At 34.5% G+C, this 12188-nt stretch carries 13 protein-coding genes; 2 read left to right on the forward strand and 11 right to left on the reverse strand.

Annotated features, from left to right (window positions below):
* Positions 1-83: 83 nt before the first annotated feature.
* From BN853_RS05130 to rny, 4 genes are all read right to left on the reverse strand, one after another.
* Positions 84-377: a YlbF family regulator gene (locus tag BN853_RS05130; protein WP_030004893.1), complete on the reverse strand. Its 294-nt coding sequence runs from the start codon at positions 375-377 to the stop codon at positions 84-86.
* A complete protein-coding gene (gene miaB, locus BN853_RS05135) occupies positions 370-1806 on the reverse strand; it encodes a tRNA (N6-isopentenyl adenosine(37)-C2)-methylthiotransferase MiaB (RefSeq protein ID WP_030004894.1) in 1437 nt (478 codons plus the stop codon). The genes BN853_RS05130 and miaB overlap by 8 nt, the downstream gene beginning before the upstream one ends.
* A 204-nt stretch (positions 1807-2010) precedes the next feature.
* The gene (locus tag BN853_RS05140; RefSeq protein ID WP_030004895.1) at positions 2011-2766 is read right to left on the reverse strand and encodes a TIGR00282 family metallophosphoesterase; all 756 of its coding nucleotides are present in this window, start codon (positions 2764-2766) and stop codon (positions 2011-2013) included.
* A 70-nt stretch (positions 2767-2836) separates the two neighbouring features.
* A complete protein-coding gene (gene rny, locus BN853_RS05145; RefSeq protein WP_030004896.1) occupies positions 2837-4393 on the reverse strand; it encodes a ribonuclease Y in 1557 nt (518 codons plus the stop codon).
* A 177-nt stretch (positions 4394-4570) separates the two neighbouring features.
* Between rny and BN853_RS05150 the strand changes: the two genes are divergently transcribed.
* Positions 4571-5149, forward strand: coding sequence for a hypothetical protein (locus tag BN853_RS05150; RefSeq protein WP_030004897.1), 579 nt, complete (start codon positions 4571-4573; stop codon positions 5147-5149).
* Positions 5150-5222: 73 nt separating this feature from the next.
* On the opposite strand, the gene recA is transcribed toward BN853_RS05150, so the two are convergent.
* Both recA and pgsA read right to left on the reverse strand, forming a co-directional pair.
* Positions 5223-6212: a recombinase RecA gene (gene recA, locus BN853_RS05155; protein WP_030004898.1), complete on the reverse strand. Its 990-nt coding sequence runs from the start codon at positions 6210-6212 to the stop codon at positions 5223-5225.
* A gap of 46 nt (positions 6213-6258) precedes the next feature.
* Positions 6259-6825, reverse strand: coding sequence for a CDP-diacylglycerol--glycerol-3-phosphate 3-phosphatidyltransferase (gene pgsA / locus BN853_RS05160; protein ID WP_030004899.1), 567 nt, complete (start codon positions 6823-6825; stop codon positions 6259-6261).
* A gap of 108 nt (positions 6826-6933) precedes the next feature.
* On the opposite strand from pgsA, the gene rpsT reads away from it, so the two are divergent.
* Positions 6934-7194: a 30S ribosomal protein S20 gene (rpsT, locus tag BN853_RS05165; RefSeq protein ID WP_030004900.1), complete on the forward strand. Its 261-nt coding sequence runs from the start codon at positions 6934-6936 to the stop codon at positions 7192-7194.
* A gap of 24 nt (positions 7195-7218) precedes the next feature.
* On the opposite strand, the gene BN853_RS05170 is transcribed toward rpsT, so the two are convergent.
* From BN853_RS05170 to BN853_RS05190, 5 genes are all read right to left on the reverse strand, one after another.
* Entirely contained in the window at positions 7219-7887 is a 669-nt protein-coding gene (locus BN853_RS05170; protein ID WP_030004901.1) for a 3'-5' exonuclease, read from the reverse strand.
* Positions 7888-7891: 4 nt separating this feature from the next.
* Positions 7892-8842, reverse strand: a complete 951-nt coding sequence (gene holA / locus BN853_RS05175; protein WP_030004902.1) for a DNA polymerase III subunit delta — start codon at positions 8840-8842, stop codon at positions 7892-7894.
* A gap of 55 nt (positions 8843-8897) precedes the next feature.
* On the reverse strand, positions 8898-10982 hold the full coding sequence (locus BN853_RS05180) for a ComEC/Rec2 family competence protein (protein ID WP_052591277.1): 2085 nt from the start codon (positions 10980-10982) through the stop codon (positions 8898-8900).
* The gene (locus BN853_RS05185; RefSeq protein ID WP_030004904.1) at positions 10951-11469 is read right to left on the reverse strand and encodes a ComEA family DNA-binding protein; all 519 of its coding nucleotides are present in this window, start codon (positions 11467-11469) and stop codon (positions 10951-10953) included. Before BN853_RS05185 ends, BN853_RS05180 begins: the two co-directional genes overlap by 32 nt.
* A 65-nt stretch (positions 11470-11534) precedes the next feature.
* Positions 11535-12188 carry a class I SAM-dependent methyltransferase gene (locus BN853_RS05190; protein WP_030004905.1) on the reverse strand — a complete coding sequence of 218 codons (654 nt, stop codon included), beginning with the start codon at positions 12186-12188 and terminating at the stop codon, positions 11535-11537.

A 12188-nucleotide genomic window follows, 5' to 3' on the forward strand; every position in this document is an offset into this window, starting at 1 on the left:
TAATAAAGGAAAACCGTATATTTTGATAATTTACCTTAAATTTTCGAGTTTTCGAGATCTTTATTGACCTCAAATTCAATAATTTACTTTATTTCAAGCAATAAGTTATTAATCTCGTTTTGAAGATCAAGATAAATATCAACCTTGGGTATTTCTTCAATTGAGCGCTTTACTGACTCATACTCTGTTTCAAACTGTGAAATTGCGTTCGTTTTGCCTATTGCCTTTGCATTAACTAGTTGTTTTTGAAGTGCTTTCATATCGGAAATCCTTTTCTTAAGGGATTTATCGCCATTCACTAAAGACTCGAGTTTTTTATACGTTTCAAGCTCTTCCATTGTTTGAATCATTTCAAATAGTTCTTGTTTCTTACTCACACGCTTCACCAATTAAAAACCATGTTCGTGTTTCGGTGATTTTAACGTCAACAATCTTTCCTATTAATGATTTATCGCCTTTGAAATTGACTAGTTTATTGTGTTCTGAGTATCCTGCTAATGTATTATCATCTGCCTTGGACGTCCCATCTACAAGTACTTTTACAACTTTATCGGCGTACTTTTTGCTTGCTCTGGCGTAACCTTCATTAACAACTTTATTTAGTGCTTGTAGTCGATTCTTCTTCTCTTCTTCAGGTATATTATCTTCAAATTTCGCTGCAGGTGTTCCTGCACGTTTTGAAAAAATAAATGTGTATGCACCTTCAAAGTCGACTTGTTTTACCAAATCAAGGGTTTCTAAAAAATCCTCGTTCGATTCTGTTGGAAATCCAACAATAATATCTGTTGTAAGTGCTATGTCTGGCACCGCTATTTTTAGTCTATTAATGACCTCAAGATACATTTCTTTAGTGTAGTGGCGGTTCATCTTTTTTAGAACACTATTTGATCCTGATTGAACTGGTAGATGTAAATGTGGCATCACTGATTTGCAATTTTTGAAAGCATCAATAGTCTTTTGATCCAAATCATGTGGATGACTTGTTGTAAATCGAATTCTAGGAATACCTACTTTATCTAATTCCACAAGCAAATCACCTAGCGTGTATTCGCCATTATTTCTGTCTTTACCATACGCATTCACATTTTGACCCAGTAAGGTCACTTCTTGGTAACCTTCGTTATATAGGTCAGTTACTTCTTTTATGATATCTTCTTTAGCTCTAGAGCGCTCTTTACCTCGTGTATAAGGAACAATACAATACGTGCAAAATTCATCGCATCCAAACATAATATTGACAAACGCTTTATAGCCATTGAATCTTGATTTTGGTAAGTTTTCTACAATATTGCCTTCTTCTGAATACACTTCGATGACACGTTCTTTGTTAAAGTATGCGAATAAAATGTATTCTTGAAGTTTATGTAAATTATGTGTTCCAAAGACTAAGTCAACTTGATCGTATTTTTCTAAAATGCGGTTAACCACCTTTTCTTCTTGCGCCATGCACCCGCATAATCCAAGTAGTAAGTCTGGATTTCTTCTTTTCAGCGGTTTTAATCTTCCAAGTTCACCCCAAATGCGGTTTTCTGCGTTTTCTCTTATTGCGCATGTATTTAACAAGATGACATCTGCTTCTAGCTCATCTTGAGTGGCAACGTACCCCATATTTTCAAGAATACCAGCCATTGTTTCACTATCAGCTTCATTTCCTTGGCATCCATAGGTTTGGATTTTGTATTTTTTTCCTATGCCCAATTTTTTTGCTCTATCATCCATTTCAAATGAAAGAATTTCAGCTTCTGTTTGACTTCTCTTTCTTGCTTTTTTTAAATCCGGTTTAAAGTATTTATCTATATCTACCATGTGTTTGTACGAGGTTTTTTCCTCTACTCCTTTCAATCTAAAGTGCTGCTATTCAAATTCATGCTTATAATCCTTTTTCTATCTATAAAGTATACACGAAAATGGCTCATGATTCAATTAAAACGGGCTTAAAAATAGATTTTATATGCTTTGAGGCTTTAAAAAATAAAACAAGAACCAATTTGTCATTTGGTCCTTGTGTATTTATTGTATAACGTTAATTCTTTTAATTGTTTTTTTCTCAAAATCCAAAATAACTGCGTTCAATTGGTTTTTTGTTTCTGCAACTTCATTTGGTCTTGAATGACCATATAAAAATCGATCAACTACAATCTTCTTATCAACACCAATGACACCATCTAAAGGACCAGTCATGCCAACATCAGTAATATAGAGTGTCCCGCCAGTTAGCTGCCGCTCATCTGCTGTAGGCACATGTGTATGTGTTCCAACCACTGCCGATGCTTTACCATCCAAATAGTGGCCTAATGCAACTTTTTCAGATGTAGCTTCTGCGTGAAAATCGATTAATGAAAACGTTGCGTTGTGTTCTTCAATGATTTTCTCTGCCATGAAGAATGGATTTTCTAAATTTGCATTCATATAAGTTCTTCCAAGTAAGTTGATCACTAACAATGTTTTATCGTTATATCGAATGATATCATAACCTTTTCCTGGTGCGTTATAAAAATTTGCTGGTCTGACTATATGTGATTCGTCTATGAATTCAAGAAGTTCATTGTTTCCCCAAACGTGATTGCCCATTGTCACGCATGAAACGCCTGCGCTCATTAATTGTTTGTAAAACGACTTAGTGATTCCTCTACCATTATTCGAGCTGTTTTCTGCATTCACAACGATTAAATTAGGTTTATATTCGTTTTTTAAGTTATCTAGTTGTTCAAGCAAAATTGTTCTGCCTGGTTTACCATAAACATCACCGATAAAAAGTACTTTCATAGCGCCATCACCTTATTGTAATCAATAAAACCTTTCTTTGTTTTTAAAAAAAGAGGGTAAGTACCCCTCTTTATTTTGCAATGTCTGTGGCACGAGTTTCTCTAACTACGGTCACCTTGATTGTTCCTGGGTATTGTAAGTTAGCTTCAATTTGCTCTTTGATTTCACGTGCTACTTTAAATGTGGATAAATCATCAACTTCATCAGGCTTGACAATAACTCTAATTTCTCTACCTGCTTGTATAGCGAATGATCGTTCAACACCAGTGATACTATTTGAAATAGTTTCAAGTTGTTCTAAGCGTTTAATGTAATTGTCCATTGACTCACTTCTTGCGCCTGGACGAGCAGCACTTAATGCATCTGCCGCTGCTACAAGGACAGCAATAATTGATTGAGGTTCTTTGTCACCATGGTGTGATGCGATGGCGTCGATGACTTCTTTTGGCTCATTATATCTTGAAACGATGGATACACCGATTTCTACGTGTGACCCCTCAACTTCATGATCGACTGCTTTACCAATATCATGTAATAAACCTGCGCGTTTTGCTAAAACTTCATTTTCACCGATTTCAGCAGCTAATTTACCAGCTAAAAAGGCGGTTTCAATTGAGTGTTTTAACACATTTTGTCCGTAACTAGTTCTAAAGCTCATGCGACCTAATAGTTTAACAAGATCTGGGTGCATTTTACCTACACCTGTTTCAAATACAGCATTTTCACCAGCTTCTCTAATAAACATATCAACTTCTGCTTGAGCACGTTCAACCACTTCCTCGATACGTCCTGGGTGAATACGACCGTCTTCAACAAGTGATGTTAATGCGCGTTTTGCAATTTCTCTTCGAATAGGATCAAAGCCGCTCAAAACGACTGCTTCAGGTGTATCATCAATAATTAAATCAACACCGGTTAATGCTTCTATGGTGCGAATGTTTCGGCCTTCACGTCCAATAATTCGACCTTTCATTTCATCTGTTGGCAAGGTAACTACACTTACCGTTCGTTCACTTGTTGTTTCACTCGCGTACTTTTGAATTGCTAAGGTTAATAATCCCTTGGCTTTTTGATCTGACTCAGCTTTTGCTTTTTCTTCAGCTTCTTTAATGTAAGCGCTAATCTCTTCTGACATTTCATTACGAACACGGTCCATTATGAAGCCTTGTGCCTGCTCAGTAGATATACCAGAAATTTCAATCAATTTTTCTTCTTGTTTCTTTAAAATGTCTTCCACTTTGCTATTTAATTGTTCAAGTTCAACTTTCTTTTCATCCAGTTTAATTTCTTTTAGACCAAGATGCTCTTCTCTCTTGTCAAGGTTAGATGCTCTTCTGTTTAGCATTTCATCACGATTCATGATCTTTGTTTCTAAATCGATCACAACTTGTTTTCGCTCTTTAATGTCTCTTTCAAGCTCTTTCTTTTGATTAAAAATGTCTTGTCTTGCTTCTAAAATTAACTCTTTTTTAATCTTTTCGGCCTCTTTTTGGCCATCTTCAACAATTTTTTTCGATTCTAATCGGCTGTTTTCAAGGCTTTTCTCGTGCATTTTAACACGAATAAAAAATCCAGTAACAACACCTATGATTAAACCTAGCAAAATGGAGATAATGATTTCAGTCATAAACATACCTCCATATTTTATTTTTTATATCGTTTGACTAAACGTAAGCATAAGTAACATTTTTTTATTACCCTTTTATTATAGCTTAACAACGATTCTTAGTCAACGTTTTATCTTTCCATCTTTCAATTTAATTTTAACTAGTGTATAATAAAATTACGAAGAAAGAGGGATTTAATGAAAACAATTACAAAAAAGAAAAGTAACTGGTTATATGAGAATCGTTTAAAGCTTGTTTTGCTGTTATTTTTGGTTGTTTTACCACTTTTATTGATACCTGCCATTTATGCTTCACAATACATTCAGAGTAAACCTATTTTGTTTGAGGATAAAAAAGCAGAGGCAATTGAACTGTCTGATTTAAAGATTTTTACTATCGAATACGAGATTACTCAAATCAAAGAAACTAGTTCAGAACTTAAAAATGGGTACTACACCATAACATACACTATCAATAAAGAAGCCACGGTAAATACATTTCAAAACATTAAAGTAGCATTCCAACTTTCAACTAGATGGCAGGAGTACAACTCAGCAAACTCAGTTTCAGCTGTCACACTAGGTCAAGAAAAATCATCCTCAATTTCATTTAATCTCGATATGAATAAATCTGTCCTACCGCTTATTAAGCCCCAAGGTCCTTATTTATATATGATGCTCACTTATGAAGAAATGATTTTTGATACACCTACTCCAAAAACAGTTTACGTGAAACTACCAATGGATTTTTCTAACACTGTCATTATTCCAGCGTAATTAACAAAAAACCAATTTAATTGGTTTTTTTTCTAGTAATATAATAAAAAAACAGCACTAAGGCTGTTTTCTTTTATTTTAAATTATAATGTTCTCTGATTTTTTTCTCAATTTCTAAATTGATTTCTGGATGAGTTTCGAGGTATTCTTTTGCATTTTCTCTACCTTGACCGATCTTTTCACCCTCATAGGAATACCATGCACCAGCTTTCTTGATAATCTCAAGTTCTGAGGCGATATCAACTATTTCACCCGTTTTTGATACACCTTTGCCATATACTATGTCAACTGATGCTACTTTGAATGGTGGTGCTACTTTATTTTTTACCACTTTCACATTTGCTTTATTACCAACAACGTCCGTGCCTAGTTTTATTTGTTCAGAACGTCTTACTTCTAAACGTACAGATGCATAAAACTTAAGTGCACGGCCACCAGATGTCGTTTCTGGGTTACCAAACATGACACCGACTTTTTCTCTAATTTGGTTAATAAAAATTGCGATTGTATTTGTTTTGCTAATGATACCAGATAGTTTTCTCATTGCTTGGCTCATGAGTCTTGCTTGTAGTCCGACGTGTGAATCACCCATGTCACCATTGATTTCCGCCTCTGGCACGAGCGCTGCAACTGAGTCAACCACAACAATCCCCACAGCACCGCTGCGAATTAATGCCTCAGCGATTTCTAGCGCTTGTTCACCTGTGTCTGGTTGTGACAATATCAAATTATCAACATCCACACCAAGTGCTCTAGCATATTGCGGATCTAACGCATGTTCAGCATCGATAAATGCTGCGTAGCCACCAGCGCGTTGTACTTCTGCGATTGCGTGTAGTGCAAAAGTTGTTTTACCTGAGCTTTCAGGTCCATATATTTCAATAATTCTACCTTTTGGGTATCCACCAATACCCAGTGCAATATCAAGTGACATCGATCCTGATGGAACAATCTCGATGTGTCTATCTGCCTCATCACCTAACTTCATGATGGAACCTTTACCGTATTGCTTTTCAATTTGTTTCATTGCATTTAAGAGTGCGTCTTGTTTTTTGTTATCCATAGTAACCTCCTATTGTTATGATACAACATACTAATACTTTTTACTTCTAAATCGATTCGAAAACCAATTTTCTGTTCTTCCAAAAATAATCAATACCTGATAAAAGTGTCAACAGAACAGCCACATAAAATAAGATGTCACCAACGATTGCATTTAATCCAAAATCATTGAATAATAGCACCACTAGTGCAATGACCGTTGCAATCATCTTGAGTTTTCCATAGACTGATGCAGCGATGACTTTCCCACCTTCAACCGCAAGTAGTCGAATGGTGGTAACGATAAACTCTCTAGCAATAACGATGACCACAAGTGCCCATCCAACACGCCCAATTGAAATCAAGTATAGCATTGCGGTTGTTACTAGTAGTTTATCTGCAATTGGATCTAGAAACTTTCCAAATGTAGTCACTTGATTGTTTTTTCTTGCTAAATAACCATCTAAAAAATCCGTGAACGAGGCAATAACAAAGATAACAGCAAATAACAACTCGCCTAAATTAAGATTAAAAACGACGTTATTTACTTTAGTAATCGGCTCCAACATAACCATCAGAATCATGATTGGAATTAAAATCATTCGAGTCAGTGTAATTTTGTTCGGTAAATTCATTTTATAAATCCCTCTTTCAAATTTATTTTATCATATTTGGCCATTAATAGTTGCTTTTTAAAATGTGTTTTGGTATAATTTGAGGTGCTTATCACGGGAGGTGACATTATGGCTAACATTAAACAACAAATCAAACGCATCAAGACAAACGAAAAACGTCATTTAATCAATGCATCTTACAAGTCTTCAACAAAAACAGCTGTTAAAGCAGTTCATCAAGCAGTCGCTTTAAAAGACAAGGAAAAAGCATTAGTTGCTGTTGCTTACGCAAACAAGAAATTGGATAAGGGACAAGCAAAAGGTATCTATCACAAGAACTTTGTTGCCAACCATAAATCTCAACTTGCAAAACTAGTTAACACACTATAATCACATCGACGATGTGGTTTTTTTTTATCTTCTTTCGAGTTCTAACCGATTGCCATATTGTGGCACATAAGTGACGTGAGAAGCTTTTAAACCCGAGACACCATATTTCGGATTAAATCCAATTACGTTGATGTATTTATCCATTGAGTCACGTTCTTTAATCATTTCAACTAACACCAGAAATGTCGCTTTAATATCATCGAGTGCTCGGTGCGTATTTGCTATTTCAATGTGGTATTGTTTAACCGCGTTATCCAATTTATGAGGAAATGGGTGTCTATCTTTGTAGATTGCCATCACATCAAGCAAGTCATGTTTGATTTCATAATGTGGGTTATTTAACATACGGCGATACATCGATGTTAGAAAGCCATAATCAAATTGAATGTTGTAGGCAACCATCAAACAGTTGTCTTTCACCATATCGTTTAATAGATGAAAGGCTTCTTCTTCAAGAATGCCTTTTTCCTTTAACATATCGTCTGTAATGTTTGTTATTTCAACGATTTTATCTGGTAAAGGTCTATCTTGTTTGATTAAAACGGATAATTCTTTCACAATCTTATATTGCTTACTAGGCTCTTGTCGTTGCAGTAAAATCGCACCAATTTCGATGATACGATCATTAACATGTGAGAGACCTGTGGTTTCAAAATCGAATAATAAGATGTGTTCATAACGTTCTTTAAGCATGTTCTTAAACCTCCAATAAAAAGAGCTCTAAACCGATTTTTTTATCGATTTGCCCTGATTTGATTTGATAATCTAGTTCCGTTAATCGTTTAAAATATTTTTCTAAGTCTCTAGACTTCAAAGATGAAGCATTTTTTACCATATAATAAGCCCTGCCTGGTTTCACATTAAAGAACTCTGCTATTTTTTCCTGTGTATAACCTTTTTCTAGAAGCTTTTTCGTATGAATGGTTTCTTTGAGTTTTGAACTTGTTTGACTGATAATTCGAATGGGGTCTTCATTCTTCTCTAACAAGTCGCCATACACTTCCATGATACGTCGCTTATTTTTTGCCAAAATCGCATTGGTTAACTCGAATATGTTTTCTTCTAAGTTTCTCGAAACCAGTCGTCTAATGTCATCTAAAGCTATTTGTTTTTGATCCATTTTATACAATTTGAGTTTTTCAACTTCATTATTTAACAATACGATATCGAAATTTGTTCGTTCGACAAGTTCTTTAGTCGCTAAATCATCAATTTGATAATCAAATGTTTTAAAAACAGACTTCACATATGGCTCGAAATCTTTTTTATCCATGTCTTTAATTAGTTCGATTCGGCAATATTTTTTTGCCTCTTTGGAAATCAATATCGACTGATCAAGTGCCTTCGAGAGATAAAAGATCACAAAGGTATCCTCATTTGGATTTTTAAAATATCGAATCAAGTCTGAGATACCTTCTTCTTTTGAACTTTCATAGAAGAACCATGGATTTTTAACCTTGATGATTTTTTTATCAGAAAAAAACGAAACCGTCGTCATTTCTTGTAGTAAATGGTCAATCGTTTGTTCTTCTAAATCATACGTTAATATGTTAAACGGATCCACATTAAGTGTCTTTACAAGACTTTCCACCGCATTTTCAACCAAAAACGTGTCGATACCTTGATATATATATAGGTAATCCGGCATAAAATCCCTACTTTCTACTCTATATTATTATACTACATTTCGTCTTCAAATTGTATCATTTTATTCGATGTTTACGCGAATACCAAATTGTTTGAAAACAGATGGTGTGATCTATATTTGTTTGATAGATTATGATTTGCTTACTCATGTATCGCTTGATTACTTCATCGTGTGGGTGATTGAATTTATTATGATGACCAGAAGAAACAATGGCATAGGTCGGATTGACCGCATCGATAAATTCAACGGTTGATGAGCTGATTGAACCATGATGAGGGACTTTTAGTACATCACTTTTAAGTGCGCCTTGGTATTTTTTTACAAGCCTTTGTTCGGTATTTTCTTCGATATCCCCCGTAAACAAATAAGTCAAATCATCGATTCTCGTTTGAAATACAATCGAAGAATCATTTAAAGACTGTGTTTGTTCAAAAGGACTCAGTATTTCTAACACAATATCCGCACATAATAGTTTATCTCCCTCTTCAACTAACATCAACCGTTTGTCATATTGCATGCTCTTTGCAAAATCACTTTGATCGTACTTACTTAATACTAAATGAGAGACTGCGGCTGTTTTTAATACGTCGTTTACTTTTTGATAGTGATCTAAATCGCCATGAGTCACAATTAAATAATCAATTCGGTGGATTCGTTTGTTTCTAATAAAATCAGCAACCCCACCAAAGGAATCAATCACCACGTTACATTGATTGAACGGTCTAATAATCATACTCGTATCACCTTGTCCGACATCGAGAAAATACACCGTTCCACTAATTGAGACATACGGATAAATTTGATACATACCAAGTATTAAAACAAACACAACCAGTCGTTTTAATCGCTTCAGTGTCACTCTTGTATAAAACACATAGATTAATCCGGCATAAAATAGTGCACCAAAAAATAGGCCAAATACGCTTACTTCAACGAGTGGCCCTGTTCGACTAGTACCATTAATCAACTGCTTAAATAACGATAAATAAAAATCAACACTGCTTTTGACAACAGGAAGTAAACCAATAAAAGCTAAAGGAAGAATAAAATAGGAAAATAATACGATAAAAAAAGGGGTCACAACAAGAGACAATAGATTAATCTGCTCATTCATTGATAGGACAAATGGTAAAACAACAAGTTGTGCTACAAAACTTTGATAGAACATCCCTTTAAATCCATTGTGGTTGTTCATAATCGTAAATACAAATACCAGCAAGTAACTAAAAACAAAACCCACTTGAACAAAAACAAGTGGTCGAACCAAAAGCGTAATGATAAACGAAATAGAAAGAACATCCAAGTTCGTATAGGTTTTTTGATGTTTCTTAACAATCGTACAAAACACCGCACGAAAAATCGTTACTTTAAACTGCGTAATTGCGTAATATAAAATGAGGCATAAAGCAATCAAGACCTCTTTACTCCGTTTTGGTATAAACCCTAAAGAAAAACTTAAAAATGCCGTAAACAGTCCAATATGTAGACCTGAAACTGCAAACAAGTGACTGATCCCAAGACTATTAATCTCAAATGCGAAATCCGAATCAAAGTCAGAGCTAGCTAAAATCAAACTGTTCATTAAGTCGGTATTATCCATTTCTAACGAATCAATATATGTTTTGATCTGCTGATTGATTTTATAGACCGACAAAGGCGTTTGAACATAAGCATGATCCTTGGTTTTAATTTGATATTGTATGCCTTTGGATTTCAAATATAGTTGATAGTCGAAATTCAATGGCACCTTTGGTGTATTAATCCGCTCAAATTTTCCTGAAACCAAGAGTTGATCCCCGATTCTATAGGTCGTTTCCTTATTGGTTATCAATATGACTTTCTGTTGTCCAGCTTTAATGGTGTAATTGATATTAAATTCGGTTTCTTTCTTATCCATAATGAGGTAAACGCCCTCATTAGGGACTTTTTGTGGTTTGTGTTCATAAATTGCTAGATACCCACAAAAGAAGAAACCAAAAAATAGGACATAGTATTTGATGTCCAAATGTTTGATTTTAATGAAATAAAGTATAAACAGCAAAGAAAATATCAAGTGATAGTAACTTAATATCGCAATGACGACACTAAATGCGTATAAATGTAGTTCATTAGGTTTGAATATGGTCTTTAATTTGTTCATAGGTTTGTTCACCAATCCCACTGACTTTTTTAATATCATGTATGGATATAAATGGCCCATTGGTTTGTCTGTAGGTGATTATTTTACTCGCGGTGACTTCGCCAATGCCTTTTAATGTCATTAGTTCAATTAAAGAGGCTGTGTTGATGTTGATTATATTTTTTTCTTGTGAGGGTTCTTTTCTAATCTTTTTAATTTCATAGGTTGTGCTGTCTACTAATCTCATTTGATAATTAATCGAATCTATTTCCGCCTCAGGTGTGAGTCCTAACGCAAATCGAATTAAATCCGCTAAGACAAGACCTTCTTTAACCACATAAGTCCCAGGCAAAACAACTTCACCTTTGATTTCAACTTGTATGAGGTTTGGCTTCATGGCGACTTCATTTTTCGCACCAATCGTCTTTTCCTTTAGTAATATTGGCACCAATAAAACTAAAATGATTATTAGTCCTCCGATTAAGACATATAAATGTGTTTGTTTCATGCTAATTACCTCCAATTAATCATTACCCTCGTCAAAAGAAATTACTTTAAAAATAAAAAAAGACATCAATTGTCTTTTTTAGTAAGTTTAACGTAGTGTTTTCGTTCATCTGGTCCATCGATAAGTTCAGAATTTAAGCCTACCTCTTTAAATCGGTCTAAATAATAATTAAGTGGATAGATGTATTGGTTAAATCGATACACCTGTTCTTTGTAGGTAATTTGATGTGTCATTTGACAATGCTTCACAAAAATTTCCCAGCGATAGACTACCGGACTCACTTCATCTTCGACGTAGTCTTTCATGACACTCAAGTATTCTTCTTTATAAAAATCAATTAGAATTTGGCCGTTGTTCTCTAGCGCGTTTGATAGATTTTTAAGTACTTGTTTGACGCCTTTAAAATAATTGATGACGTCATTCAATAATATCATTTGATTAAATGTTCGGTTTAGTGGTTTTCTTATGTCATGTTCAAACACAGGGATGTGCAATTGCATATCTCTTTGTTTTTCTTCAAACATGGCTAACATTTCAGAATCGCTATCAATACCGGTTACATCAAACCCTTGTTTTTTTAAGAATAATGAAAAAATACCCGTACCGCAACCGACATCTAATACCCCTTGATTCTTTTTTAAATGATCAAGTAGAAAAACCTCAATATCACCGTAATCAATGTCCGATACTAACGTTTCATAAAGTCTTGAAAAACTCAT

This window comes from Paracholeplasma brassicae, assembly GCF_000967915.1.
GTDB classification, from domain to species: Bacteria; Bacillota_I; Bacilli_A; order Acholeplasmatales; family UBA5453; genus Paracholeplasma; species Paracholeplasma brassicae.